A 25,713-nucleotide genomic window follows, 5' to 3' on the forward strand; every position below is an offset into this window, starting at 1 on the left:
AAGACTTTATGCAAGTATCTTCAAAATTTGGGGTATCTGCCCTGACCTGCTGCGCTTTATTTTTTACCGGTTGTCAGCAATACGTTAAAACACCCGCTCAACCGAGCCCTGAAGAAGTTGCTGCAAATCAATTCAACTTACAAGGTAAGATTGGTGTGCGCACGCCACAACAGTCAGGAAGTGCTTTTTTTACTTGGGTTCAAGACCGTAATGAATATGATATCGAACTGAGTGGTATTTTAGGTGTTGGAAAAACTCAAATCAGCGGTAAACCTGGTCAAGTTCAGTTAAACAGTGCAAAAACCGGTTTAATTGAAGCAGAAACACCAGAGGAATTACTCGAACGTGCTACCGGTTGGCAAGCTCCCATTACCCACCTCGTCGACTGGGTACAGGCGCGCCCTGCAACCACACAAGCAATAATTCAACGCGATACAGCTCAGCGCCCTCAACAGATTATTGAAGATGGTTGGACGGTTGACCTGAGCTATAACGAGACTGCAACCGTACCGAACAAGTTAATTTTAAAACAAGCACTTGAATCCGGTCAGGAAAACCGTATTACAATGGTGATTCAAAATCGTTAATTTGCCTAAAAGCTGAACTATGACTTCCATGATTCGTGTACCTTCTCCTGCAAAACTCAATTTGTTTTTGCACATTACTGGCCGACGTCCAAATGGATATCACGAATTACAGACGATTTTTCAGCTCATCGATTTATCTGATTGGATGGAATTTCACCCACTTGCAAATTCTGCTGATGAATATTTTATTCAAATTGAGGGCTTAAACAGCGTCAATCTAGAGCAAAATTTAATTTATCGTGCTGCTCAAATACTCAAACCGTTTGCTAAAGCACTGACTGCACAAAAAATCCACATTGAAAAAAATATTCCGATGGGTGCAGGGCTCGGTGGTGGTTCATCCAATGCAGCCACCACCCTAATCGTGCTCAATCAACTATGGAAATGTGGTCTAAATACCGAACAACTTGCAGAACTCGGCTTACAACTTGGGGCAGATGTTCCCGTGTTTGTACATGGTCTAAATGCATGGGCAGAAGGCATCGGTGAACACTTAACATTCATAGATTTAGCTCAAAAACAGTACATTGTGTTAAAACCTGACTGTTTTATCAGCACTCAACTGCTTTTTTCACAAAAAACGTTGACAAGAGACTCAAAGCCCACTAAATTTTGCGGCTATCAGGAAACGCCATCTGATTTTGGAAATAACTTTGAGCCTGTGGCACGAAGCTTATATCCCGAAGTCGATGAAGCAATGCGGTACTTAGATCAGTTCGGTATAGCAAAGCTTACAGGTACAGGTGCTTGTGTATTTACTGAAGTGACTGAAAATATGAATATTGATGACATATTGAAAAATGCACCATGTAAATCTTACTTGGTTCGCAGTTTGCAAGAATCACCATTACGTCATTTTGAAGTTTGATATAGGGGCGTCGCCAAGTGGTAAGGCACCGGGTTTTGATCTCGGCATCCGTTGGTTCGAATCCAGCCGCCCCTGCCATCATTTTTCACCTGTAGATGTAATTGCTGTAAAGTATTAGGGGCGTCGCCAAGTGGTAAGGCACCGGGTTTTGATCTCGGCATCCGTTGGTTCGAATCCAGCCGCCCCTGCCATTTACTTTATTCGCTATTTCATCAATTTAGGGGCGTCGCCAAGTGGTAAGGCACCGGGTTTTGATCTCGGCATCCGTTGGTTCGAATCCAGCCGCCCCTGCCATTTACTTCAAAAAAGACAGAGCATAATTTGCAGTATCTTTGTTGTTTCAACTTGACAAAATACCGTAAAAATATTAAAGTTCTGCCGCATTAGGGGCGTCGCCAAGTGGTAAGGCACCGGGTTTTGATCTCGGCATCCGTTGGTTCGAATCCAGCCGCCCCTGCCATCTAATTCTCCAATTTGCCAACCGCCAAGGGTGCTTCATGCCCAATCTTGTCGTTTTTAGTGGATCTGCACATCCACAATTCGCCCAAAAAGTCGTTAGCCACCTTCACATCCCTCTAGGTGCTGCATCTGTAGGTCAATTTTCTGACGGTGAAATCGCTGTCGAAATTACTGAAAATGTTCGTGGTAAAGACGTATTCATCGTACAACCAACTTGTGCTCCAACTAACGATAACCTTATGGAAATCTTAGTTATGGCTGATGCTTTGCGTCGAGCAAGTGCTGGTCGTATCACTGCTGTCATTCCTTATTTTGGTTATGCTCGTCAAGACCGTCGTCCACGTTCAAGCCGCGTGCCAATTACAGCAAAAGTTGTTGCAGATATGCTCACAACTGTTGGTATTGACCGCGTTGTCATGATCGACCTTCATGCTGACCAAATCCAAGGTTTCTTCGATATTCCTGTAGACAACATCTACGGTACTCCTGCGCTTTTAGCAGATCTTCGTCAACAGTCACACGACAACTTAATGGTTGTTTCTCCTGACGTTGGTGGTGTAGTACGTGCGCGTGCTGTTGCTAAGCAAATGGGTGATATCGATCTTGCGATCATCGACAAACGCCGTCAAAAAGCGAATGAATCTCAAGTAATGCACTTGATCGGTGACGTTAAAGGCCGTGACTGTGTCATCGTTGATGATATGGTGGATACAGCAGGTACATTGTGTAAAGCTGCTGACGCACTAAAAACTTTTGGTGCTCGCAAAGTTGTTGCTTACGCAACTCACCCAGTACTTTCTGGTAAAGCTTTAGAAAACTTGAAAAACTCTGTGATTGACGAATTGGTTGTAACAGACACCATTCCGCTTTCAGAAGAAGCTCAAGCTCTTGGTAAGATTCGCCAAGTTTCAGTTGCAAGTATGGTTGCTGAAACAATTCGTCGTATTAACAACGAAGAATCTATTAGCGCAATGTTCGATTCTTATCTATAATATAGCGCTAAATTTAAAAGCCCTGCCTTTTGGTGGGGCTTTCTATCACTAGACTGGTCGAAGGTCTAGTCAATTAAACTTAAATAGGAATGTCTATCATGGCAAACTTCGTATTAAATGCAGTAGCACGTGAAGAAGCAGTACAAGGGAAAGGTTCGAGCCGCCGCCTTCGTCTTCAAAATAAAGTACCAGCAATCATCTACGGTGGTGCAGCTGAACCTGTAGCAGTTACTTTAGAACTTCGCGAACTTGTTAAAGCTTTAGAAAACAACGCTTTCTTTGAAGAAATTGTTGAAATCAACATCGACGGTAAAGCTGAAAGCGTTAAAATCCAAGCTTTACAACGTCACCCAGCTAAAAACACTCCTATGCACGCTGACTTCAAACGCGCATAAGTGTTAAATGGTGTAAATGAGTGAGTAAACTTTCACTGATTGTTGGTTTGGGTAACCCAGGTTCTGAGTATGCCCAAACCCGCCATAATGCAGGCTTCTGGTTTGTAGAACGCCTTGCAGAACAATATGGCATCCAACTCAAAGCTGATCCTAAATATAAAGGCATCAGTGGTCGTGGTAATATCGAAGGTCAAGACGTTCGTCTACTGTTACCTACAACCTTTATGAACCTCTCTGGTCAAAGTGTTGTTCCCTTCGCCAAATTCTATCAAATTGCTCCCGAAGCAATGCTTATCGCACACGATGAACTTGATATGAACCCTGGTGTCATTCGCCTGAAAACTGGCGGTGGTCATGGTGGTCATAATGGTTTACGCGATATCGTCCCGCATATTGGTCCAAATTTCCATCGTTTACGTATTGGTATTGGTCATCCTGGTTCTAAAGAACGTGTCTCAGGCCATGTCTTAGGTAAAGCACCAAGTAGTGAACAAGGCTTAATGGATGATGCTATTGCACATGCCTTATCACGTACTAAATTGTTGGTAAGTGGTGAGATTCAGCAAGCCATGAACCAGATCAACGCTTACAAATAGAACTGACAATTCCACAAATTGTTGAACAATACTTATTGCCATCTGAATGATTTCAGAGCAAAATGCGCTTGCATTTGACTGCTCACCCAGCATTCAAGAGATTGTTCCACCATAAGATACGATCTTAGGTCTACCAAGGAGACGCTAGCCATGCTATCTCGTTTATTAAAAGCTAAAATCCACCGTTGCGTCGTTACACAAGCAGAATTACATTATGAAGGTTCTTGTGCAATTGACGGTATTCTTCTAGATTTAGCCGGTATCCGTGAATATGAAGAAATTCATATGTGGAACGTGACTAATGGTAAGCGTTTTACCACTTATGCCATTCGTGGTGAAGAAGGTTCTGGCATTATCTCTGTAAATGGCGGTGCTGCTCACCAAGCAGATATTGGCGACTTGATGATTATCGCAACTTTTGGCGATTTCACAGAAGCCGAAGCAAATGCACATAAGCCACGCTTAGTCTATGCGAACCCAAATAACACAGTGAACCACACAGCGAACTGTATTCCAGTTCAAGTTGCTTAATTCAAGCATTCAAAGATTCTAAATGCCCGCAAATTTGCGGGCTTTTTTATGCGATCAATCACATAATCCGCTTTTATTCACTTCGTGGCCCCTTCCACCAAACTTTCTTCTGCTCACACAGAAGTGACTGCAGGTTTTCACCCACTAGACCCACCAATAAGGGCTGACCATTTTCTTGCACCTTTAGCTCTGCATATTGCGCATCGCGATAGCACGGTTCCAAGCCTTCAGCAAATAAAAAGCTGCTCGCAGCGGGATATAAACCCTCAAATCTATTGTCAGGATTTTTGAGCACCAGTTTTGTAGATGAGCTTGGATACTGCGCTAACAACTCTGGGTTGAAACTGGTTCGAATCACTCTACGCTGTGCATCAAGCTGCACATAACTCACAATACTTTTTTGATCTACAAAATAGTCACGGTGTACATTTTCTTCTTTGTTCGCTTTGGCAGCCTGCCCATTAGCAGATTGCTCTTCAGAAGGCTGACCACCAAAATAGAGCTGATAATTCAAGGCCATATAATCTCCTTGAATCAAAGAGCGAGGATCGACCGGTTGCAGCTTTACATAAATACTCTGACTGTTTGCCAGATGCCATTCATGCCGTGCAATCATCAGTACAAATAAAAGAATACTGAGTACAGCCAAACCAATAGGAAGCATTTTTTTATTGAGTATGTTCATCATGCTCCTTCCCCTTGTTTATGCTGTATCGCAGTTAACATTTTGGTGATGCCAAGCAGCAAAAGACCAGAGATCAAAATCGTTAAACTTTTCAGTAAAAAGCTCAACCCTAAATTGTAATACAGCATCCATAAGCTAAAAATGATCAACACGATGCAAAGGGCTTTAACCAAAGATTGCTGATAGACCTGCGCCCATGCCAATAAAACCAATAACAAGAAAATTTCAAAATAGCCCATCGCAATCAGCACAAGGCCCAATAGCAGTAACAGCCATTTTTCGCGCCCCGTCTGTTTTTGCTGATTTGCGATGTAAAGGCCAAGCCAAACCACAGGCAGTAGATAAACGATAAACAGGTCAAGAACACCATGTTGGGTCTGTTCAAAATGTAGAACGTTATTTGACAAGGTCTGCAACACCACACCCGCCAATACGATGCATAACATCCACAACACAACACTTTTTCGATACATCGAGTGCAACCAAGCTGTTGCACTCCCGAGCAAGAAAATCAGTAGAATATAATTCAATCCAATCACAGCTAAGATGACATGTTCATCGCTCATAAAAAGATCGGCATCAAATAGTGTGGCCACTGCAAGGCCATATCCTGCAATGAGTTGAATAAAAACAATAAACCAATGCATTCGACTAAACAAACAGAGCAAGATAACGCCAATTTGTAATACTAAAATAAACGAAATGCTATTGGTTAAGCTATCTGTATGTATGAAGACCGCAGATTGGCCACATACCCATAAGCAGTAAGCAAATTGGCGACTAAAGATACTTTTAGCTCGTCGAATCAACCACCAAGCCACAGCCACAAAAACTAAGCCCATGACGATTGAAAACGCCTTCCAATAGGTCAGCAATAAGCTCGATAAAATAATGCCTGCGAACCATGCCCCAATCGCTAAAGGAATAACTGCAAATTTAGTCTGTGGCAGAAATTTCATCAGTGCCCAACTGATCACCGCAAACCAAGCAAATATCAGCAAGGCAAAAACCAACAATCCTGCACTCGAGTCAGATAAAATATGTTCTGCCCATTGGAAAATCAAAATACTGAAACTCGCGGCGAGACCTGCAGCTTGTAAACTGGTTTCTAATGCACGATGTTGTCGATAAAAATAGATAATCAGATAAATTGGAAGCAACAATGCAAAAATTAAATATTGCCATTGATACTGCTCTGCCCCATTTCCGCAGTATAAAAACATGCAATACATCGACATTAGTGTAATAAATGCAACAAATACAAAGCGCAGTGCAGCATAATATTTCAAACACAAGGTCACACATATTGCGGTCAATACATTCATGCAGAGTAAATACCACCATGAATGATCAACGATTAAATAGCTTTGTTTAAAATATAAAAATAATGCCAATTGACTGATCAAACACAGTAACGCAAAGACTCCAATATTCGGTCGAGATAACCAAGGTAAAAGCAGCAAAGCCCAGACCAAAAATAACAGATAACTGTCTGCTCCTGTTTGATAGACCTGCCCAATCACAGCTAAACTTAATCCGAGCAACAAAGCACTTAAAGCATCTAAGCTTTGCTGAATCCAAGCATGCCTTACAAAATATACACTCGTCACAGCACTCAGTACCAACAGCAACATTGGAATTGCCAATTGAATAAATTTGGGTAACATCAGCCAGTTTGCCGCGATCAAATACACGAAACTGGCTGCTATCAGTGCAACACCGATCACTTGCAGATACCGAATGACCTGTACATCTTGGAACAGATCTGTTGAAAACTCTTGATCTAACTGTGAACGATGCAGCTTTATATTCTGCTGCTGAGAATGCTGAGGAAGCGTCATTTTTTATCATTATGCAATCATGGTTGATTTATCGGCACGATAGCATGCTTTGGCACACTTTATAAAAATGCTTACAAATCCAATCTTATAACTTTACTTATCTAAAATTTTGCAAATGATTCTACGCAATAATTCCCCATCACCACACAAACAGGTCTATACTCAAGACACATCGCTTCAGGGCGGGGTGAAACTCCCCACCGGTGGTAAATTTGCTGGGTTGAACGCCCTGCAAAAAGCCCACGAGCCAATCGTTTAAACGCGATTCGCAGATCAGGTGCAATGCCTGAGCCGACGGTATAGTCCGGATGAAAGAAGACGACGTCACATCTCTATATCATTGATCATTTTCAATATATATCGTAACGCCACTATTTCACATGTCCTGAAATGTTCAACCGTATCTAAAATTTACGCGAGCGTTTCAATGTCTAGTTTAATTCAACCCGAAATTTTCTTTTCTGCCCTTCCACCTGCAGAACAGCGCATGCTGCAAGCCTTAGAAGACATTCGTCATGGCAAGCCTGTTTTAGTCATGGACGATTTTGACCGTGAAAATGAAGCCGACCTGATTGTTGCTGCAGAAACACTCACTGTAGAAACCATGGCACGTATGATTCGTGACGGTTCAGGGATTGTCTGCCTGTGTTTAACCGATGCTCAGGCTAATCATTTAGAACTTCCACCCATGGTGTCTGATAACTCTAGCCATTTTAAAACTGCCTTTACCGTCACCATTGAAGCGGCGGAAGGTGTTACTACTGGAGTTTCTGCAAAAGACCGAACAACTACAGTCAAAGCCGCAATTAAAGATGGTGCTGTTGCTGCTGACTTAAACCGTCCGGGTCATGTTTTTCCTTTACGTGCGCGTGAAGGCGGCGTATTGACCCGTCGTGGACATACTGAAGGGACTATTGATTTGGCCCGTCTAGCCGGTTTAAAACCTGCAGGTGTTTTGTGTGAATTAACCAACCCAGACGGTACGATGGCGAATGGCGTACAAGTTTTAGCGTATGCACAAACCCATCATTTGACTGTACTCACCATTGACGAAATTGTGCAATATCGCTTACAGCACAATCTCTAGTTCGAATAAATTAAAGCTCTACACGTTCATAAAAAGGCTGATTGAATCAGCCTTTTTATTTTTTACTGCACATTTCAAGTTAAGAATTAAGCCGTGAATGTGCTATAGATGCCATAGATGGCAACCACCACTAAAATCAACCCACACAGGGCCAACAATTTTTTATACCAACGTGATTTCGACAATCGATGAAAAGATAAATACACCAAAGACAAGGTCGCAAAATCTAAAACGATCCAACTGAGGGTCAACACAATTAAACTCAGATCAAGATGAGGAGTAATTCCTACAAACTGCGGAAAAAATGAAGCAAAGAAAATAATATCCTTAGGATTTGAAATCCCCACGATCAGTCCTTGCTTAAAGCCCCCTTGAGCTGCTTTTAACTGCAGAGATTGCTCAGTGGGCTGTGTCATCACTTCTTTTAAAATATCAAACCCAATATAAGCAATATATATACAACCCAGTATTTTAATGCCATCGAGCCAGTGCGCATTCACATTTAAAATGCCTTTTAAAATACACACTGACAGCACAATCAAAATCAGTGACGCAAAATTTGTCCCGACAATGGTTTGAAATGCCTTTTTATATCCGCCTTGTAAACCTGCACTCGCGACCAACAGCATGACAGGTCCAGGTGTTGCAATCATTACGATGACGGCCACACAATATAAAAAGTACTCCGAATAATTCACGCTGAGATTCCTTCACTTATTTTTTTTACATCACGATAAATTTCATAAATAAAAAAAGAGGACTTAGTCCTCTTCATCCATGTTTTGCAATAAATGCAAGCGAATGGCATCTGCTCTTAAAAATGCCAAATCATAGCTGGCTGTGGCGAGTGCTAAAACACGACGCTCAAATTCATCCCACAACGGTCGCACCTGTTTGTAATGTATCCCGAGTCCACTTTCATCTGTGAAATGACGGTTTTTTTCGCAGAGCTTGAGTGCGTGATACAGTTTACGGCCTTTACTTGCATCTGGACGTAAGCGAACTCGCTTAGACAAAACAAAGCCTTCGACATGAACGATATCTGCTTGCGGCAACATCGGTATTAAAATTTGATCTAACTGCGCATCTAAACGACACCAAATGGCCGTGTGTTGCTCGGCTGTATAGGTATTCCATTTTATGACTTCATGGTTAAAGCGGCGGCAACCACGGCAGACTGAATCACCAAATACCGTAGAACAACGCCCTGCACATGGGGTCAACGAGGCAATTCGACGATCAGTACTCAAAACCGGCTCCATTCAATCAATATTTATGGGATAGAAACAACTCGGCATGACTATACACGCTAAAACTGCTGAAATGAAGCCATGATGAAATGTGTGGCTAAAAGCCACCGCATTACTCGCTTATTCATCCAAATCGCGGTAGAATGTGCGCCTTAATTTTTATCCTGTTTTATTCATTTGGAGTACTCCATGAACGCTACTGTAGAACAGCTTGCACCTGTAGAACAGCAAGCGACCTCTGGTTGGGTTGTTGCCGCACTTTATCAATTCAAAGAAGTTCAAGATCCTGCTGATCTTCAACAACGTCTTTTAGACTTGGTAAAAACCATCAACCTTTGCGGTACTCTAATTGTGGCAGGTGAAGGTATTAACGGTACAGTTGCTGGTGACCGTAAATCTGTAGATATCATCCATCAGTTCCTTCTCAACGAAGGATTCAATGCGATGGAATACAAAGAATCGCATAGTGCGGATAAACCATTCCGTAAAATGAAGATCAAACTGAAAAAAGAAATCGTGACTTTAGGTGTGGAAGTGAAACCACGTGATTTAGTCGGTCACTATCTTGATCCTAAAGAATGGAATGAACTAATTACACGTGATGACGTAATCCTAATTGATACACGTAACGACTATGAGTACAAAGCAGGTACATTTAAGGGTGCGATTGACCCGAAAACTGAGACTTTCCGTGAATTCCCTGAATACGTGAAAAAAGAGCTTGAGCAGCATAAAGATAAGAAAATTGCCATGTTCTGTACAGGCGGTATTCGCTGTGAAAAATCAACCTCACTTTTACTTCAAGAAGGCTTTAATGAGGTTTATCACCTTAAAGGCGGTATCTTAAAATATTTAGAAGAAACCCCTGTTGAAGAAAGCATGTGGGAAGGTGAATGTTTCGTATTTGACGGTCGTACTGCTGTCACTCACGGTATGGAAGAAGGCGAAAATATCAAATGTCACGCATGCGGTTGGCCACTGGCTCCTGCTGAAGTTGAACTTCCGAGCTACGAACACGGCGTATCATGCAAATACTGTATCGACAAAACCACTGAACAGCAAAAAGCAGGCTTCCGTATGCGTCAATCACAAATTGTGGCAGCAAAACGTAAGCGTCTCTAAGGAAAATTTGTTGTAACGATATATAAATAAAAGCCCTATTTTTAGGGCTTTTTTTACGCATTCTCAACAGTGACTTAATTTTTTTGACAAAATAACTATATCTGGTTATTTACGAGAATCAGTTCGCGCATTTATGCTTATTCTGATCAATTGATCTGAGAAAATCATTATAGATAATTGAAAAGGAAAGCATTATGCCAAAATTAATCAACTCTCCAATTGCAACCTCAAGGCACCTTGTTTTACCCGCTCCCCGTGTAAAAGAAAGTGTAGGAGAATTAAAACACCTCCTTAACCAACAGTCGCATATTTTGATAGTCAGTATTGCTACATGCATTGGTGCAATTTTTGCCTTATTTATTGCTTATACATTGCACTTACAACCCACTATGCTCAACATTCTTGGACTTTGTGTGATTCCATTTGCTTTATCTCTGAGCTTACGCCAAGTCTATATTCACACACTGTTAAATATGGAACATGATGATTAATTTGCGCACCTTGCAAAGCTACTTATTGCAACTTTGTCCTACGCTGTTCAGTATATAAAACGATTTTTAAGGCTGCTAAAGCGCCAAAATCAAAAATAAAATCCAAACTGCACAGCGTAAACTCAGTAATATAAAAACCGTACTCTATGCCTATCAATTATTCAGTTTTACTATTACTCAGCATTGCTCAATACCATCACTCATTCATACATTTTCCTTCTCATTAAGCCTACGTGCTACTTAATACAAGATGAACTCAACATTTGTTGTTTTTGCTTAGGTGGTTTCAGGAATATTTAAAACGGAACTTTACCCACTGCGCTTTTCAACATAGGATAAATACACCTTTTCTCTGCCTTAGCTACCATGACTTTAACTGAATGGATCATTTCAATCATGGAACAATTGGGTTATCTCGGTATTGCCCTGCTCATGTTTCTTGACAATGTCTTCCCCCCAATCCCCTCTGAAATCATTATGCCCTCGGCTGGCTATTCTGCCTCCCAAGGTCAACTACTCCTCATTGGTGTCATTATTTCAGGTTGTGTCGGTTCTTTACTGGCGGCTGCATTGCTATATTGGATTGGCTATAAATTTAAGCATGAATCCATCTTTCACTTCGTCGATCGCTATGGAAAGTATTTATTTATCAAATCGGCAGATGTAAAAAAATCTCTAGCATGGTTTGAGCAATACGGTCACCGCATTGTATTTTTCGGACGAATGATTCCAGCTGTGCGTTCTCTCATTAGTATTCCTGCTGGAATGAGCCGCATGCCATTTTGGAAGTTTATGTTTTATAGTGGTTTAGGTACGATTATTTGGACCACTTTTTTAGCTTGTATGGGTTTTTATTTAGGTGAAAATCAGCAGTTAATGCAGCAAATATTTAGTAAAGTTGGCCATGTGATTATTCTGATCACAGTCATCATTATTGCTTGGATTTTGTACCGTCGACATCAACGTCGACCTCGTTAATTTTTTGTTTTGGGGCTTAAATGAAACACTATCTCCTACACTTTGCTGCTGTTTATAGCATCGCCTTGGTGCTTTTGATTACCGTATTAATTTTTGGATTAAATCTTGGTGGTATTACATTAATTCCTACATTGGTGGCATGTGCATTAATCAGCGTTGGGCATTTTGTAAAGAAAGAACAACGTGTGCCTAGCAACCATGAAAAGATCCAACTGGTTTGGGGCTCCAGTGCCGTTGCAATCATCATTGGTAGCTTTTTTGTGCTGTTCTTGGTGCTGATGAATCCCAATGCCGAAAGCATTATGAAGTCTGTGGATAATGCAGGCATTGGGCTAACTGCTGTAATTATGCTCTGCATGGTCGCCATTCATGGCACGATATTTCATATTGCCTACGGTTGGTATGCAGACTACTGCGCTAAAAAATTATAAATTTTTTTAACTTATTCCGTTAGAATTTGAATCAATACCCTTCACTGAAACTTAAAATTGAGTGAAGAAACTTCGGGCAAGCTATACTCGCTCTTTATAAAACGAAAACATGAACATTAAATAATGAAAAAATACATCATCACATTTAGCATTGCTTATGCCCTCGCCATGGTCGCTGTCGCAGCCATAGAGTCTTTCTTTGATTTACCCGGTGGTTCATCCATTACCTGTCTCATCGTGGGCGGTTTTGCTGCGGCATCCAGCTTTGTTAAAGACCATCAGCGAGTGCCAAATAAGTTAGAAAAGCGAACTTTGATTTGGAGCTGTATTTTAGCTTCGGTTCTCATCAGTGTCGTTGCTACAGTCATTTGTCTCTTAATATTCCCTGAAACCCAAGCCTTTATTCAAATGGCGCTAACGCAATTACCCGCTTGGGTCTGGCTGCTTGCTATCAGCTTTACCTTATTCATCCATTATCTCATGTTGGCTTTATCTTTTGGATGGATGGCAAAGAGCTTCTTAAAAGCCAAACGTAGTTAAGCCTTTAGACTAACTTTGAATTGAAAAGGTATAGCGCTAAAAAAAGCACCCCAAGGTGCTTTTTTTAAATTTCGTCGAAATTAATTTGGTGTGTGATACATCAAATATAATTCGTTCAAATTGGTTGGGATTTCTTCTGCAAGTTCATCCATCAACTGACCATTACGACGGAAAGATTCCATTTGTGGATCTTCTTCATCAATGCCGCTGAACACCATGATTGGCAAAGTTAAATCTACCAATTGTTCTTCAAACTCGTCGGTGAACCATGCATCTTCGTTTAGGAACATGGCATCAACGAAGCCAACACTCCAGTCACCAAGACTTGATTCAACATCGGCTTCTTCAATTTCAAATGGAAATTCAATACCATCTTCATTGGCAAGATTCTGACGAATCGATTCGAGCCATGCTTTTACTTGTGCAATAATTTCAGCAGGTACTTTTTTCTGATTGTTATCAAAAAGTTCGTCTAGCCATTTATCAAAAGCTGGGCCTACTGCAATTGCACACAAAAAACCATGAGTCGCTGCAAAATCTAGACCATGCTCGTTGTCATCGCCGTCTAGATAGTCACTCAAAAGGTCTAAATCTAAAGCACTCATTTCAAATCCAGAGTTAGAAACTTAATGTGTAAGCATAGCATTTTCAAACGCTATGCTAAATCGCTATTTAGTCTTCTTCGTCATCAAAATCATCGTCATCGTCGATGTCGTAATCAAAATCTTTAAGCTCACGTTCAAGACGGCGCTGAGCCAGAAGGTCATCAATAAGTCGGCGCTTTTCTAACGATTCTTTCGCGCTAGTTTTTGCACTGGCCTCATCGAAATTCACATCATCATCACCGTAGTTATCATCTAGTTCAAAATCTGTAGAAGACACCAAAACTACCTCATAATGAAAAAAATTGAAGGGGTCTAGCCGCTATTTATATGGGATATAAAATATTGTCAAGTTTTATTTGTTTTTTTAACAACTAAACTTTAAAAATAGGGCTTTTTTTCTTACCAAAACCTGTGGCATGATATAATCCACCCTGCGTCCTTCATTTTTATGACAGTCAAAGATGACTCGTAAAATAATCGATGCATGGGATGAACTTGAAAACAACAATTTCAGCCCCACCTAAATTACTGAATTTAAATTTTTAATATCTCATTGGACAGCTTGATGCTGTACCGTCCTAATGGGATAAGCCAGCTATTCACAAGATTTAATGAGACGATCGTGCTAAAATGCACGGTTTTTTACTGCCACAGATTCAACGAAGAGTAAGCAAAGATGAGCGATATGACTTCCCCTACTTCTCAAGTAGCGGCTCTGATTAGCCGAGGCAAAGAGCAAGGTTACCTAACTTTCGCCGAGGTTAACGATCATCTCCCGGACTCAATCACCGAAAGTGAACAGATTGAAGACATCATTCAGATGTTGAATGACGTGGGTATTCCGGTACATGATCGTGCACCAGAATCTGACGATACAATGTTTGAAGGTGGCAGCGAAGCGACTGACGAAGTTGCTGAAGAAGAAGCCGCTGCTGTACTTGCATCTGTTGAAAATGAACCCGGTCGTACCACTGACCCTGTGCGTATGTACATGCGCGAAATGGGTACAGTTGAACTTTTGACACGTGAAGGCGAAATTAGCATTGCAAAACGTATCGAAGAAGGTATTCGTGACGTTTTACACTCTATTGCTTATTGGCCAAATGCGGTCGAAGTTGTACTGCAAGAATACAAAGATTATGAAGCGGGTGAACGCCGTTTAGCTGATATTCTTTCTGGTTATTTAGATCCTGAATCTGACGAAGCCATCCCTGAAGTGATCGACGAAGAAGATTCTGAGATCGATGAAGACGAAGCGTCTACCAACAAGCCGACCAAAGATGTCAAACTTGATGATGACGATGAAGACGAAGAGTCTGAAGGTGATGATGATTCTGAAGGCGAATCTGGTCCAGATCCTGAAATTGCTAAAGCACGTTTTACTGAGCTCGAACAAGCATGGTTAGTGACTAAAGCTGCTATTGAAAAAAATGGACGTAACAGTAAAGAAGCTGCTGCTGCACTTGAAGCACTTGCGACTGTGTTCATGATGTTCAAATTTACACCACGTTTATTCGACATCATCTCTGATTTGATCCGTAATACCCATGACCAAATCCGTACTTCTGAACGTGAAGTCATGCGTTATGCCGTACGTCGTGGTCGTATGGACCGTACTCAATTCCGTACGTCTTTCCCAGGTCAAGAATCTAACTTTGCTTGGTTAGATGAACAAATTGCTAAAGCACCTGCAGAAATGAAAGGCTATCTTGAAAAAGTCCGCCCTGACGTTCTGGCATTCCAACAAAAAATCGCTGACATCGAAAAAGAACTTGGCTTAGATGTTAAAGGCATCAAAGACATTTCTAAACGTATGTCGATTGGTGAAGCAAAAGCTCGCCGTGCGAAAAAGGAAATGGTTGAAGCCAACTTACGTTTGGTAATTTCGATTGCGAAAAAGTACACCAACCGTGGTTTGCAATTCCTCGACTTGATCCAAGAAGGTAACATCGGCTTGATGAAAGCGGTGGATAAATTTGAATATCGTCGTGGTTATAAGTTCTCTACTTATGCAACTTGGTGGATTCGTCAGGCGATTACACGTTCGATTGCCGACCAAGCACGTACTATTCGTATTCCAGTACACATGATCGAAACCATTAACAAGATCAACCGTGTATCTCGCCAACTTCTTCAAGAAATGGGTCGTGAACCGACACCAGAAGAATTAGGTGAACGTCTAGAAATGGACGAAGTGAAAGTTCGTAAAGTGCTTAAAATCGCGAAAGAACCAATTTCAATGGAAACACCAATTGGTGATGATGAAGATTCGCATCTTGGTGACTTCATTGAAGACGGCAACATCACCTCTCCGATTGATGCTGCAACGTCTGAAGGCTTAAAAGAAGCAACACGTGAAGTTCTTGAAAACTTGACTGAACGTGAAGCAAAAGTCTTGAAAATGCGTTTTGGTATCGATATGCCAACAGACCATACTCTGGAAGAAGTGGGTAAACAGTTTGACGTAACACGTGAACGTATTCGTCAGATTGAAGCGAAAGCTTTACGTAAACTTCGCCATCCATCACGTTCAGAGCATTTGCGTTCATTCCTTGAGAATGACTAACCTATAACTAGGACAATGCAGGCTTGAATATGGGGTTTTCCACCCCATATTATGAGCATGTAGCAAATGATTCCAAATACCTGCTCATTGCAGGTATTTTTAAATAATGAGGTGTCCCATGACTGATATGACTAATCGCGCTCCTTCACGTGAATTGCAAGAGCATCTTTGGGTCTTCCCTATGGACTACCCAATTAAATTGATTGGTAATGCTGGTGAAGAACTTCGCCTTGCAGTGAATGAAATTTTTGTTAAACATTTTCCTGATTTTGATGGCAGCAAAATGACGGTAACGCCATCTCGCACAGGTAAATATCATTCAATTACTGCTCAATTACGTTTCGAAGAGTTAGAACAAGTACATGCGGTCTATGCGGATTTAGCAGCTTGTAAACACATTCGTACTGCGCTGTAATTCTGTTGATACAATTAAAAAAGCACGCTTTAGAGCGTGTTTTTTTATGTCTAAATACAATAGTGATCCCTTCAAGTATTCAGTATTTAACCCCCTTTTGTACGCTTAATTCATTATAATCCATACATAACTTTGATAGAAAAGGACACGCAATACGTGACTGAAACTGTTCAAAAACCCGAATTAATCATTCGTCAATATAACCACCTGACCCCTTATGCAGACCGCTTTTTAGAGATGAAAACACTCACTGAACAGCGCGATGAAAACACGCCTGATGAACTGTGGATATTACAGCATCCCGACGTATTAACTCAGGGGCAAGCTGGTAAACCTGAACATATTTTGGTGCAAAGTAACATCCCTGTGGTACAAACAGACCGCGGTGGACAAGTCACTTGGCATGGGCCGGGTCAATTGGTGGCTTATTTCATGTTTGACCTAAACCGTTTGGGCTGGAATGTTCGTACATTGGTCTCGTATGCCGAAACCATCATGATCGATTTGCTGAACAAATATGGTATTCAAGCTTATGCCAAGCCTGATGCGCCGGGTGTTTATGTCAATGAACGAAAAATTGGTTCATTGGGCTTTAAAATTCGTAAAGGTCGTTCATATCATGGTTTAGCACTGAATATTGATTGCGATTTATTTGGTTTTCATACCATCAATCCATGTGGCTATGCAGGATTGGAAATGGTACGCATACAAGATTTAGTACAGGACTACCCTAAATTTGAAAACTTATGCGTCGATATCATTGATACTTTGAAAAACAGTGGTTACTTTAAAGACGTAACAGTCAAACAACTATAAAAGACTTTGCTTTCTCAAATAAAATAATTTAGAGTAAAAGCTCTAAATTTAATAATTATAGATAAGGGATGTACACGTGATTGCAACTAAATCCGTTAAACCCGCGCTCCAGCAGGCCTATGTCAAACTCATGATGGATGTGATTGGCAGAGGTCTGGTCATGGCGAGCCAGGTCGATGAAGAAATTAAACAAGAAGTTGCTAAATTTCCAGTTAATTTTATTTTATCTATGAACGTTTTTCCTAATGGTGCTGCATTTGTCGCGCAAGTCACGGAAGACCACCAACTCAAACTCCTCACACCCGGCACTCAAAAGCCGGACTTAACCATTACGTTTAAGCATTTGAGTCATGCCTTTTTGGTCTTCTCATTTCAAGAAAGTACCGCACAAGCCTTTGCCAATGACCGCATGATCGCCGATGGTGATTTGTCTTATGCGATCCGACTGGTGCGTTGTCTCAACAAAATGGAAGCATTAATTTTACCTAAATTGGTGGCTGAATTGGCTGTCAAAGAATATCCAACACATTTAAGCCTAAAAGAAAAACTGAGCGGTGCTGCAAATATTTATTTAAAAGTAGCCCAGTCTTATTTAAAACGGAGCACATAACACATGGCTAAACCATATTACGAATTTTTCTGTCCTGTAAAAGTGATTGCTGGCCATGCTGCTTTAGAACACATCCCATTCGAACTGTCTACTTTGGGTGCTAAACGTCCCATGATCATTACCGACAAAGGCGTTCGCAGTAATCAATTACTTGCACCGATTGAAGCGGCATTTGAAAGCACCGAGACGGTGATTGGATATATTTTTGATGATGTTCCGCCAGACTCAAGTTTAGAAACCGTACGTAAAGCGGCTCAACTTTACCGCGACAACCAATGTGATGCCATTATTGCAGTCGGTGGCGGTTCAGTCATTGATACCTCTAAGGCAACCAATATCTTGGTGTCTGAAGGTGGCGATGACTTACTGAAATACTCAGGTGCGCACAACTTACCAAAACCGTTAAAACCATTTTTTGTGATTCCAACAACCTCGGGTACAGGTTCAGAAGTGACTATGGTCGCTGTGGTTTCTGACCCTGAAAAGAATGTAAAAATGGCCTTTGCATCGAATTATTTGATGCCACATGCGGCAATTCTTGACCCACGTATGACGCAAACTTTGCCACCTCATCTTACGGCGATGACAGCGATGGATGCGATGACGCATGCCATTGAAGCCTATACGTGCATGGCGGCGAACCCGATTTCAGATGCCTATGCAACTGCCGCAATCAAGAAAATTAGCAATAGCTTATTTGGTGTATTAGATAATACCAGCGATGCACATGGTCGCTTAGAACTTGCACAAGCTTCTACGATGGCAGGAATTGCATTTTCGAATTCGATGGTTGGATTAGTGCATTCATTAGGTCATGCACTGGGTGCAGTCGCTCACCTGCCCCACGGCTTATGCATGAACTTATTCCTGCCGTATGTGTTGGAATACAACAAAGAAGTAAATGGCGATAAGATTGCTGAATTGCTATTACCACTGGCTGGCCCTGATATTTATGCACAAACGCCGGCCAACCTCCGCGCTGAAAAAGCCATTTCAACACTTTTAGCCATGCGTGACCGCTTGTTTAGTTTGACCAAATTACCTCGTACTTTGAGTGAAACTGGCAAGGTGACAGAAGCTCAATTAGATGAAGTGGCAGAGAAAGCACTGAATGATGGATCGATTATTTATAATCCTAAAGAAGCCAGCTTAGAAGACCTCAAAACTATTCTAAAAAAAGCTTGGTAATTGCTGAAAAATAAGCGAATATAGCGAAAAATTAAGCCTGATGTTTTTTTAAACATCGGGCTTTTCACTTGCAGAACACAATATCAGTTATTTTTTAATCAAACTGGCATAATTTCTGCTAAAAATAATTTCAAAGTTACTGACAAAATGTACCAATTTGGAGTAGATTGGCGCACTTTTGTTTTAAAACGTAGGGGGGATCGTTCGTCTCAAACGATCCTTAGAATATGACTGATCCTTGATCAACGATAAGAGGATAACGCCGTTGACAAATATCTCTGGGACTCAATCGGCAGCTAAACTGCAAAAAACGCTTGGACTCTGGCACATTATTATTATTGGTTTGGCTTATATTCAGCCGATGACCTTGTTCGATACCTTCGGTCTAGTTTCTGAAGAAAGTCATCGACACGTGCCGACATCTTACATTATTGCCCTGATTGCAATTTTGTTTACCTCTATCAGTTATGGACATATGATCCGTCGCTATCCATCATCGGGTTCGGCGTATACCTATGCTCAAAAATCCATTCACCCGAACGTTGGTTTCATGGTGGGCTGGTCATCATGGCTAGATTACCTGCTGTCTCCAATGGTGAATATTATTCTTGCAGTGATTTACCTTGAAGCACTATTTCCAACAGTAAACCACTGGGTATGGGTCATTGTGCTAACGGCATTCATGACTGGAATTAACTTACGCGGCGCGCGTTTTGTTGCTAACTTTAACAGCCTGATTGTACTTGTGCAGTTATTAGTAATTGGTATTTTCACGTGGATGGTCTACAGCAAGCTTCAAATGGGCTTCAATGCTGATGGCCCGATTTCTGCGGCAGAACGCTACCAATTATGGAGCCTTGAGCCATTCTGGAATGAGCTGACGTCTGTGGGTGCGCTGATTACAGGTGCAACATTACTGTGCTTCTCGTTCACTGGTTTTGACTCATTAAGTTCATTGGCAGAAGAAACAAAAGATACTGAGAAAACACTGCCGAAAGCGATTTTCTTAACTGCTTTAATCGCAGGGATTATCTTCATTATTAGTACCTACTTCATGCAGCTGTTCTTCCCTGCTGAGCCGGGTAACTATTTCAAGAATATTGCTGAAACACAGCCAGAGATACTCTTGCTCGTCGGCGGCTCACTGTTCCAATCCTATGTTTTAACTTTTGCGATTGTGACAGTAATGGCATCAGGTATTTCTGCACATGCCGGTGTATCACGTCTGATGTACGTAATGGGGCGTGATGGCGTCATTAACAAGAAGATCTTTGGTCATATTAGTCCGAAAAACTTCACACCATCGTACAACATCATGATTGTAGGTGCGGTTGCATTAACTGCGGGCTTTATGGATCTTGATATTGTCATTTCGATGATTAGTTTTGGTGCATTGACAGCCTTTACTTTCGTGAACTTATCTGTGATTTCACGTTATGCACTTCGTGATGGCCGCACAAAAACAGCCAAAGATATTTTTAGCTTTGTCGTTATTCCAATGCTTGGCTTTATCAGTATCTTTGCGATGTGGTTAGAAATTGAAGAAACTGCTTTGAAATATGGTTTATGGTGGGCAATGTTCGGTATTTTATACCTTGGTTATAAAACTAAAGGTTTTAAACACCCAGCACCACAACATAACGAATTTGATGATAAATTCTAATCAAGTTTATCTCTAAACAAAAAAGGCGCTTAAAGCGCCTTTTTTGTTTTAAATATACCAATTAAGGTTGTATGAATTTTCTAGATTGCTGAAATTGAATTGAAATTTCTTCACACTTGTCTGGTGTATTGCCTTTTAATTCAACCGATGCTCCATCACCGTGTGACCATATACCATCTTCAACAGTCTCTAAATTTACAGCTGCTTCAAATATATGCTGTTGTTGTGGATAGAGTTTGATATCTATAGGTGTATCACATACTTGTTTTGGAAAATATGGTCTAACCTGCTCGAATAATTGCATGGTTAATGGCATATCACATTGCAAATGAATGGTGACTGGTACGCTATTGGTATTTTTTAAGATCAATTGAACATTTTGCGAATTAAGATCCGCTTGGGCAGCAGGTATTTCTACATACGTTTTTGTGTCAATCGACTGACGATCAAATGGATTGAGGAAGGCTAATTTACGTTCCACGCCATAACAAGAATCCTGCACGGAAGCTGAAAACTCTAAATATCGTGTCCCCAAGATAATTGTTCCGCGGCCATCCCCTGCATGACCGATATCAATGATTGGATCACCTGTGCCTTCGATCGTTACCCCACCGCTCGAAAAAAAATCAATTTCACAGCCTGACAATATGGACATCAGGCTGCAAAGTGTCAGTATTTTAAAATTTAATTTTCGCATCATGTTGATAAACTCCAAAGCGAAATGCACGATTTGCTTCAGGATTCCCGTCATCCATTGCGCAACGCTCCGCGGCAAGTTTTAAAAGTTGTAGTGAGTATTTCTGCCAAAGCTCTAAGCTCATTTCATGTAATTTATTAATCGATTCTTCTGTTAATTCGTCAGCACAAATGGCTTGTTCTAAGTAAGGTATTTCATCAGGATTCAATAAATTATGCAAACCCGCTTCTAAATGCGCTTGAACATTTCGTGTTAAAATTTTACGTGCTTCTAACTGCGAAGGATCTGGAATAAAACGACGTTGTTGTAAATACACCTGTCCATCTTTTTCAGTGGCAATTTCCAAACGAACAAGCTCATTGAGTACCGAACGTGGATGGCGCTCGGTGGAGATACGTTTCACTAACATTTCAAAACTATTTTCCGACTCACTACTAAAGGGCAATGAATCCCCCCAGCCTTCTGCAAGCCACAAACCAATCACACGTGATGGCACACTAATTGGCTCCGAAACAGTTGCTTCAGTCAGATCCTTACCCTCAGAAATCACTTCTTTATAAGCAGTCACGTCTTTACGGTGCAGGCCAGAAAGTAAACTGATCGCGGAAATCGTCGGTTTTTGATCGATACGCTCTAACTCTTGTACAGCTTGTTGGAAAAAAACCGGTTTCAATGCAGCAGTAAACTCGGTATATCCCACACCTGAGCGAATCAGCCATTGGCTCAGCTCATTCATCAGCACCAATACTTGCTGTAAATTTTGATCTGCCTCATTAGTGAGAAGTTTGCTCATTGAATTGCCATGAAAATTAGACTGCATAAGTGAAATTTTCGCATTGTTTAATCTACTTCACAATTTTTATCTGATGAGATCTTGAGGATATTCAGTAAAAAAATGATTATTTACATTAAAATGCGTAAAAGAAACACTGATCGAGATATCTAAACTTTCAACACTATGCCACCAACCAATTGGGATAAATAAGGTTTCCCCTGGTTGCAAAATGCACTCAAATGGCGTCACTTTTTCTAACAATGGATAGTCTGCTAGATCAGCCTTTGCGACGTCTGAAACCTGACTGAATACCCAATGATCGTTATACATATACGGCATTTGCCATGCAGGAATCAAAGTCACTTTTTTACGTCCATAGATTTGTGCCAACATATTATTGGTTAAGTCATAATGCAGTGGTGTAAATGTGCCTGCAGGGCCAAACCATAAAAAATGTCGATTTTTGATCTCTTTTTGACAATAAGCTTTGGCGAAGTCACCTAGATCTTCACTAATCTTTTGCATAAATTGCTTATTTTGAGCGGCGTTATTCGCAGTTAAATAAATGTCATTGCTGTGCTTAGTGGCTTTAATTTGTGCGACAAAATCTTGCATCAAAATAATACGTTTCAATTGTACCGATTTTTTTTCAAAATCTTGATGCTGCTCACGATGCATCTGGACTTCAACCAACTCATTTTCAAAATGCTGTGCAAAATAATCAGGACTCCATTTATGCAGTGCAGGCCAATGTTGTATCCCACCTTTTAAAATGACTGGTCGCATCTGGCTATAATACCGCTCTATAAATGTTTCAAAATCAGGTGTTTCTATGCAATCGATTGTGGATGGAATGTGGTCGTTCAATTGATTCAATTGACCCATCACCTGTAATAGCCAACGCTGTTTATTCTGCTGTTGCTGTACTTGCTTCAGTTTTTTAAAAATTACGTTATTGTTTACACGCTTTAAAAACTGAATGATCAAATGATTTGAAATATTTTTTTGCTTAATTTTTTCTAAAATTTCATCTGTCTCTAAGCCCTCAAGACTGTAGTCCAAAAGTTCATTTTGCAGCTGTTCTGAAAGTTGGTCTGCATCAGAAAATAAGTATTGATCCGCCCTTGGGCTTAATCCATGTGATTGTAAAATTAGACTTATTTTCTGTACATCGCAACCATTTTCAATATTTTCATTCAACCAATTTTGCCATTCCGTCGGTAAGGACTGATACCAATTTTTACTTTGCTTTAGATGTTCACTCTGGCTTTCTACATTCATTTTCACCACTCCACCCTCTTTACAAGTGAAGTATAAATGATCTATTTTAAAAATGCTAAATTTTCGCATTTTATAATTATTTAAACACCGCGAATGTTATGAATCCGACAAAACTCATGCGGAATGACATAACAAAGTAAAGGAGAAAGTTCATGAAAATTCGTCATTTAGTCATTGTTAGCAGTCTGTCTTTAGCTTCAATACCGGTATATGCAGGTTTTGCCGATACCATGCGTGATTTAAGAAATACACTGAATCAATTTAATGAAACATCCAAAGAAGTATCGAATACCGCAAAAGAATGGACAGGCAGTCAGGCCACGACTAATTCAAATTATGCTGCAAATGGTTTCAGTATGGGACAGCAACTTAGACCTAAAATTAATAATCTACCGCTTTATAAAACTGCCGATAAATCGAGCCAAGTCATTAATAAACTGTCAAAAAATGCAGATATTATTTTTGCGGGAAACATGACTAAAACAGGTTTGATAGAAGTCACTACAGAACATGGCAATGGCTGGATTGAATCACACCTTGTTCAATAAATCTTGATTTTAAATGTTTATACAACCGCATCAGCCGTACATAACAACTTTACTCTATTGAGCACTAGTCATGAATAATAATCACAAAATCAGCATTATCGCTGCTGTATTTACGACATTGGTGGGCTGTGGTGGATCAAGCTCCAATGATGATGGCGCGACACCTACACCTACACCTACACCTACACCTACACCAACGCCAACGCCAACGCCAACGCCAACGCCAACGCCAACGCCAACGCCAACAACTGTAGCGGATAAATTCACAGGAGAATGGATTCAAGGGAATTCTGCCCTCGGTAACAATAATTGCGATTTACCACAAATTTCAATTCATAAAACCAGTGAAAACTCAGTCAGTGCAGTGAACGAAGAACTAAAATATGCGGTACACAATAGTTCAAGTAAAACTTGCAGCGGTGAATTTATTTCCAAACGCTATCAATTACTTCATGACATGGTCATGAGTGAAATACAGCCGGCTGCGACACTAAATAACTTTGAATATCATTCGATTAAGTTTCAACCAGTCAGAGGTGGCGCGACGAGCAATCGTGTCTTAACTTTTTTAAATAATAATTCTTTCTGTGTAATTAACGCGACGATTTCAAATCCAAGCTATATTATCATGCAACGAGGTCTAATTACCGACCCACTCAAGGACAGCCGCTGCTATACAAAAAATTCCAATGAATTCTTCACCAATTTAAAACCGAAAACCAAAATCACAACTGCAGATTTTAAGTCTGAGAATTTTATTAATACCACCGACACAGTAAACTTCTTGGCTCAGCTCAATACAATGGGACAAAGCGGTTATAAGTTAATTGGCTATGATACTAAAACCCTGGACAATGGTAATGTTAATAGCTACATGAAACTTGCCAATGAAAATACGCGTTTCAATCATATTGTTGCAGACCGTGCAGCACCCTCTACCGCTGACATATATTTTACATGGCGTAATCAGTTAAATGAAAAAGGCAAATCAGGCTATCAATACTTGCATAGCGTCAGACCAACCAATGCCCTGAATTTCAAAGATTATTTCATTAAAAAAGAAAACGATACCGCGACATACACCTATGACAGCGGCTATGTTTCCCCGCTCGTAGAACCAGTGCAACTGGAAACTATGCTCAATACACTGGGTGCCCAAGGCTGCCGTATTATTCAATTCAAAAGCTATTTCACAGGTTTACGACCTGAAGTTCTGAACGGCAAACAAAATAGTCCTAAAGTTGCAACCTGTATAAATAGCAGCGCACACCATGGCACTTACAGCTATCGCTATAAAACTTACCCAACCGGCAGCAATAGTGTAGAGCGCAGCTTAAAATTACAGGAGATGATCGATGAGCAAGCAAAAGACGGTTACCGCTTAGTCAGCCGTGCTTTAGATATGAGTTCAACCACCAAAAACGGCATGCTGTTTATGAAAGACAGTGAAAACACTAATGTCGGTGAGTTTAAAGTCTTTAGTGAAACTGTCTTTGCAACGTCGACATTTAACGACGTCTTACTGAAACGTCTTCAGCAGCAAGGTCAATTGGGTTGGTTATACACCAGCGGTCAACTGCTGTTTGCAAATAATCCAAAACATCTACAAACAGAACTGAGTGACTTTAATTTAATTGATTAATTCATGAGGTATCTCGAGCTTTTCCATGTCCTTTATTTTTTACATCAAGGACAT

General features: G+C 40.7%; 29 protein-coding genes, 4 tRNA genes and 1 riboswitch. Of the genes, 24 read left to right on the top strand and 9 right to left on the bottom strand.

Annotated features, from left to right (window positions below; genetic code table 11):
• The first annotated feature begins 8 nt into the window (after positions 1-8).
• The 10 genes from lolB to panD all read left to right on the top strand — a co-directional run bounded on the left by lolB (position 9) and on the right by panD (position 4,428).
• Positions 9-587 carry a lipoprotein insertase outer membrane protein LolB gene (lolB, locus tag FTT94_RS04190; RefSeq protein WP_180039553.1) on the top strand — a complete coding sequence of 193 codons (579 nt, stop codon included), beginning with the start codon at positions 9-11 and terminating at the stop codon, positions 585-587.
• A gap of 28 nt (positions 588-615) precedes the next feature.
• Complete coding sequence (gene ispE / locus FTT94_RS04195) at positions 616-1,455, top strand: 4-(cytidine 5'-diphospho)-2-C-methyl-D-erythritol kinase (RefSeq protein ID WP_180165188.1); 840 nt, start codon at positions 616-618, stop codon at positions 1,453-1,455.
• Between the two features lie 3 nt (positions 1,456-1,458).
• Positions 1,459-1,533, top strand: a tRNA-Gln gene (locus FTT94_RS04200).
• A 38-nt stretch (positions 1,534-1,571) separates the two neighbouring features.
• A tRNA-Gln gene (locus FTT94_RS04205) sits at positions 1,572-1,646 on the top strand.
• 28 nt (positions 1,647-1,674) lie between these two features.
• Positions 1,675-1,749: transfer RNA gene (locus FTT94_RS04210), tRNA-Gln, on the top strand.
• 91 nt (positions 1,750-1,840) lie between these two features.
• Positions 1,841-1,915, top strand: a tRNA-Gln gene (locus FTT94_RS04215).
• 37 nt (positions 1,916-1,952) lie between these two features.
• On the top strand, positions 1,953-2,906 hold the full coding sequence (locus tag FTT94_RS04220; protein ID WP_078191360.1) for a ribose-phosphate pyrophosphokinase: 954 nt from the start codon (positions 1,953-1,955) through the stop codon (positions 2,904-2,906).
• Positions 2,907-3,004: 98 nt separating this feature from the next.
• On the top strand, positions 3,005-3,301 hold the full coding sequence (gene rplY / locus FTT94_RS04225) for a 50S ribosomal protein L25 (protein WP_180005449.1): 297 nt from the start codon (positions 3,005-3,007) through the stop codon (positions 3,299-3,301).
• A 20-nt stretch (positions 3,302-3,321) separates the two neighbouring features.
• Positions 3,322-3,897: an aminoacyl-tRNA hydrolase gene (gene pth / locus FTT94_RS04230; protein ID WP_168378106.1), complete on the top strand. Its 576-nt coding sequence runs from the start codon at positions 3,322-3,324 to the stop codon at positions 3,895-3,897.
• Positions 3,898-4,047: 150 nt separating this feature from the next.
• A complete protein-coding gene (gene panD, locus FTT94_RS04235) occupies positions 4,048-4,428 on the top strand; it encodes an aspartate 1-decarboxylase (protein ID WP_078192181.1) in 381 nt (126 codons plus the stop codon).
• 73 nt (positions 4,429-4,501) lie between these two features.
• Here panD and FTT94_RS04240 read toward each other — a convergent pair whose 3' ends face one another.
• Both FTT94_RS04240 and FTT94_RS04245 read right to left on the bottom strand, forming a co-directional pair.
• Positions 4,502-5,116: a GDYXXLXY domain-containing protein gene (locus FTT94_RS04240; protein ID WP_257231150.1), complete on the bottom strand. Its 615-nt coding sequence runs from the start codon at positions 5,114-5,116 to the stop codon at positions 4,502-4,504.
• Positions 5,113-6,954 (bottom strand): DUF2157 domain-containing protein, encoded by a 1,842-nt coding sequence (locus FTT94_RS04245; RefSeq protein ID WP_180170290.1) that lies wholly within the window; start codon positions 6,952-6,954, stop codon positions 5,113-5,115. The genes FTT94_RS04240 and FTT94_RS04245 overlap by 4 nt, the downstream gene beginning before the upstream one ends.
• A gap of 170 nt (positions 6,955-7,124) precedes the next feature.
• Positions 7,125-7,278, top strand: a riboswitch (FMN riboswitch).
• Between the two features lie 103 nt (positions 7,279-7,381).
• Here FTT94_RS04245 and ribB point away from each other — a divergent pair.
• Positions 7,382-8,041: a 3,4-dihydroxy-2-butanone-4-phosphate synthase gene (gene ribB / locus FTT94_RS04250; RefSeq protein ID WP_180106143.1), complete on the top strand. Its 660-nt coding sequence runs from the start codon at positions 7,382-7,384 to the stop codon at positions 8,039-8,041.
• Between the two features lie 86 nt (positions 8,042-8,127).
• On the opposite strand, the gene FTT94_RS04255 is transcribed toward ribB, so the two are convergent.
• Both FTT94_RS04255 and FTT94_RS04260 read right to left on the bottom strand, forming a co-directional pair.
• Complete coding sequence (locus FTT94_RS04255) at positions 8,128-8,739, bottom strand: LysE family translocator (RefSeq protein ID WP_180106142.1); 612 nt, start codon at positions 8,737-8,739, stop codon at positions 8,128-8,130.
• Positions 8,740-8,802: 63 nt separating this feature from the next.
• Positions 8,803-9,291: a DUF1289 domain-containing protein gene (locus tag FTT94_RS04260; protein ID WP_111885315.1), complete on the bottom strand. Its 489-nt coding sequence runs from the start codon at positions 9,289-9,291 to the stop codon at positions 8,803-8,805.
• A 189-nt stretch (positions 9,292-9,480) separates the two neighbouring features.
• Between FTT94_RS04260 and FTT94_RS04265 the strand changes: the two genes are divergently transcribed.
• The 5 genes from FTT94_RS04265 to FTT94_RS04285 all read left to right on the top strand — a co-directional run bounded on the left by FTT94_RS04265 (position 9,481) and on the right by FTT94_RS04285 (position 12,853).
• Positions 9,481-10,413 (top strand): rhodanese-related sulfurtransferase, encoded by a 933-nt coding sequence (locus FTT94_RS04265; RefSeq protein ID WP_180135392.1) that lies wholly within the window; start codon positions 9,481-9,483, stop codon positions 10,411-10,413.
• A gap of 194 nt (positions 10,414-10,607) precedes the next feature.
• Entirely contained in the window at positions 10,608-10,904 is a 297-nt protein-coding gene (locus FTT94_RS04270) for a hypothetical protein (RefSeq protein WP_180005055.1), read from the top strand.
• 366 nt (positions 10,905-11,270) lie between these two features.
• A complete protein-coding gene (locus FTT94_RS04275) occupies positions 11,271-11,882 on the top strand; it encodes a DedA family protein (protein WP_111885305.1) in 612 nt (203 codons plus the stop codon).
• Positions 11,883-11,902: 20 nt separating this feature from the next.
• Positions 11,903-12,313 (top strand): ABZJ_00895 family protein, encoded by a 411-nt coding sequence (locus tag FTT94_RS04280; RefSeq protein WP_180021958.1) that lies wholly within the window; start codon positions 11,903-11,905, stop codon positions 12,311-12,313.
• 123 nt (positions 12,314-12,436) lie between these two features.
• Entirely contained in the window at positions 12,437-12,853 is a 417-nt protein-coding gene (locus FTT94_RS04285; protein ID WP_078192190.1) for an ABZJ_00895 family protein, read from the top strand.
• A gap of 80 nt (positions 12,854-12,933) precedes the next feature.
• Here the strand turns inward: FTT94_RS04285 and FTT94_RS04290 are convergent, their stop codons facing one another.
• The gene (locus tag FTT94_RS04290; RefSeq protein WP_078191372.1) at positions 12,934-13,458 is read right to left on the bottom strand and encodes a YecA family protein; all 525 of its coding nucleotides are present in this window, start codon (positions 13,456-13,458) and stop codon (positions 12,934-12,936) included.
• A 67-nt stretch (positions 13,459-13,525) separates the two neighbouring features.
• Positions 13,526-13,735 carry a PA3496 family putative envelope integrity protein gene (locus tag FTT94_RS04295; RefSeq protein WP_078191373.1) on the bottom strand — a complete coding sequence of 70 codons (210 nt, stop codon included), beginning with the start codon at positions 13,733-13,735 and terminating at the stop codon, positions 13,526-13,528.
• Positions 13,736-14,134: 399 nt separating this feature from the next.
• On the opposite strand from FTT94_RS04295, the gene rpoD reads away from it, so the two are divergent.
• The 6 genes from rpoD (at position 14,135) to FTT94_RS04325 (ending at position 20,716) form a co-directional block, all read left to right on the top strand.
• Entirely contained in the window at positions 14,135-16,024 is a 1,890-nt protein-coding gene (gene rpoD, locus FTT94_RS04300; protein ID WP_078191374.1) for an RNA polymerase sigma factor RpoD, read from the top strand.
• A gap of 127 nt (positions 16,025-16,151) precedes the next feature.
• Entirely contained in the window at positions 16,152-16,439 is a 288-nt protein-coding gene (locus tag FTT94_RS04305; protein ID WP_078191448.1) for a YbeD family protein, read from the top strand.
• Between the two features lie 156 nt (positions 16,440-16,595).
• A complete protein-coding gene (lipB, locus tag FTT94_RS04310) occupies positions 16,596-17,255 on the top strand; it encodes a lipoyl(octanoyl) transferase LipB (protein WP_180170291.1) in 660 nt (219 codons plus the stop codon).
• A 76-nt stretch (positions 17,256-17,331) separates the two neighbouring features.
• A complete protein-coding gene (locus FTT94_RS04315) occupies positions 17,332-17,865 on the top strand; it encodes a hypothetical protein (protein WP_180055766.1) in 534 nt (177 codons plus the stop codon).
• A 3-nt stretch (positions 17,866-17,868) separates the two neighbouring features.
• Positions 17,869-19,053, top strand: a complete 1,185-nt coding sequence (locus FTT94_RS04320) for an iron-containing alcohol dehydrogenase (RefSeq protein WP_111885299.1) — start codon at positions 17,869-17,871, stop codon at positions 19,051-19,053.
• 265 nt (positions 19,054-19,318) lie between these two features.
• Positions 19,319-20,716, top strand: a complete 1,398-nt coding sequence (locus FTT94_RS04325; RefSeq protein ID WP_180007581.1) for an APC family permease — start codon at positions 19,319-19,321, stop codon at positions 20,714-20,716.
• A gap of 61 nt (positions 20,717-20,777) precedes the next feature.
• Here the strand turns inward: FTT94_RS04325 and FTT94_RS04330 are convergent, their stop codons facing one another.
• The 3 genes from FTT94_RS04330 to FTT94_RS04340 all read right to left on the bottom strand — a co-directional run bounded on the left by FTT94_RS04330 (position 20,778) and on the right by FTT94_RS04340 (position 23,469).
• Entirely contained in the window at positions 20,778-21,416 is a 639-nt protein-coding gene (locus FTT94_RS04330) for a hypothetical protein (RefSeq protein ID WP_180025802.1), read from the bottom strand.
• On the bottom strand, positions 21,394-22,206 hold the full coding sequence (locus tag FTT94_RS04335; protein WP_180007579.1) for a DUF6502 family protein: 813 nt from the start codon (positions 22,204-22,206) through the stop codon (positions 21,394-21,396). The genes FTT94_RS04330 and FTT94_RS04335 overlap by 23 nt, the downstream gene beginning before the upstream one ends.
• A 66-nt stretch (positions 22,207-22,272) precedes the next feature.
• On the bottom strand, positions 22,273-23,469 hold the full coding sequence (locus tag FTT94_RS04340) for a cupin-like domain-containing protein (protein WP_180066752.1): 1,197 nt from the start codon (positions 23,467-23,469) through the stop codon (positions 22,273-22,275).
• Positions 23,470-23,621: 152 nt separating this feature from the next.
• Here FTT94_RS04340 and FTT94_RS04345 point away from each other — a divergent pair, with 152 nt between their 5' ends.
• Together FTT94_RS04345 and FTT94_RS04350 are read left to right on the top strand one after the other, a co-directional pair.
• Complete coding sequence (locus FTT94_RS04345) at positions 23,622-24,017, top strand: hypothetical protein (protein ID WP_180007577.1); 396 nt, start codon at positions 23,622-23,624, stop codon at positions 24,015-24,017.
• Positions 24,018-24,087: 70 nt separating this feature from the next.
• Positions 24,088-25,659, top strand: a complete 1,572-nt coding sequence (locus FTT94_RS04350) for a PT dipeptide repeat lipoprotein (protein ID WP_180170292.1) — start codon at positions 24,088-24,090, stop codon at positions 25,657-25,659.
• Positions 25,660-25,713 lie beyond the last annotated feature (54 nt).

This window comes from Acinetobacter sp. YH12027, from assembly GCF_013420085.1.
Taxonomy (GTDB): domain Bacteria; phylum Pseudomonadota; class Gammaproteobacteria; order Pseudomonadales; family Moraxellaceae; genus Acinetobacter; species Acinetobacter amyesii.

Bases quoted from the DNA above. Each gene is read 5' to 3' on its own strand.
- lolB (WP_180039553.1), top strand. From the start codon at position 9: ATGCAAGTATCTTCAAAATTTGGGGTATCTGCCCTGACCTGCTGCGCT.
- FTT94_RS04350 (WP_180170292.1), top strand. From the start codon at position 24,088: ATGAATAATAATCACAAAATCAGCATTATCGCTGCTGTATTTACGACA.
- FTT94_RS04280 (WP_180021958.1), top strand. From the start codon at position 11,903: ATGAAACACTATCTCCTACACTTTGCTGCTGTTTATAGCATCGCCTTG.
- ispE (WP_180165188.1), top strand. From the start codon at position 616: ATGATTCGTGTACCTTCTCCTGCAAAACTCAATTTGTTTTTGCACATT.
- FTT94_RS04340 (WP_180066752.1), bottom strand. From the start codon at position 23,469: ATGAATGTAGAAAGCCAGAGTGAACATCTAAAGCAAAGTAAAAATTGG.
- FTT94_RS04305 (WP_078191448.1), top strand. From the start codon at position 16,152: ATGACTAATCGCGCTCCTTCACGTGAATTGCAAGAGCATCTTTGGGTC.
- FTT94_RS04270 (WP_180005055.1), top strand. From the start codon at position 10,608: ATGCCAAAATTAATCAACTCTCCAATTGCAACCTCAAGGCACCTTGTT.
- FTT94_RS04245 (WP_180170290.1), bottom strand. From the start codon at position 6,954: ATGACGCTTCCTCAGCATTCTCAGCAGCAGAATATAAAGCTGCATCGT.
- FTT94_RS04345 (WP_180007577.1), top strand. From the start codon at position 23,622: ATGAAAATTCGTCATTTAGTCATTGTTAGCAGTCTGTCTTTAGCTTCA.
- ribB (WP_180106143.1), top strand. From the start codon at position 7,382: ATGTCTAGTTTAATTCAACCCGAAATTTTCTTTTCTGCCCTTCCACCT.
- panD (WP_078192181.1), top strand. From the start codon at position 4,048: ATGCTATCTCGTTTATTAAAAGCTAAAATCCACCGTTGCGTCGTTACA.
- FTT94_RS04335 (WP_180007579.1), bottom strand. From the start codon at position 22,206: ATGAGCAAACTTCTCACTAATGAGGCAGATCAAAATTTACAGCAAGTA.
- FTT94_RS04320 (WP_111885299.1), top strand. From the start codon at position 17,869: ATGGCTAAACCATATTACGAATTTTTCTGTCCTGTAAAAGTGATTGCT.
- FTT94_RS04220 (WP_078191360.1), top strand. From the start codon at position 1,953: ATGCCCAATCTTGTCGTTTTTAGTGGATCTGCACATCCACAATTCGCC.
- FTT94_RS04290 (WP_078191372.1), bottom strand. From the start codon at position 13,458: ATGAGTGCTTTAGATTTAGACCTTTTGAGTGACTATCTAGACGGCGAT.
- FTT94_RS04265 (WP_180135392.1), top strand. From the start codon at position 9,481: ATGAACGCTACTGTAGAACAGCTTGCACCTGTAGAACAGCAAGCGACC.
- FTT94_RS04240 (WP_257231150.1), bottom strand. From the start codon at position 5,116: ATGATGAACATACTCAATAAAAAAATGCTTCCTATTGGTTTGGCTGTA.
- FTT94_RS04285 (WP_078192190.1), top strand. From the start codon at position 12,437: ATGAAAAAATACATCATCACATTTAGCATTGCTTATGCCCTCGCCATG.
- rpoD (WP_078191374.1), top strand. From the start codon at position 14,135: ATGAGCGATATGACTTCCCCTACTTCTCAAGTAGCGGCTCTGATTAGC.
- FTT94_RS04275 (WP_111885305.1), top strand. From the start codon at position 11,271: ATGACTTTAACTGAATGGATCATTTCAATCATGGAACAATTGGGTTAT.
- FTT94_RS04330 (WP_180025802.1), bottom strand. From the start codon at position 21,416: ATGATGCGAAAATTAAATTTTAAAATACTGACACTTTGCAGCCTGATG.
- rplY (WP_180005449.1), top strand. From the start codon at position 3,005: ATGGCAAACTTCGTATTAAATGCAGTAGCACGTGAAGAAGCAGTACAA.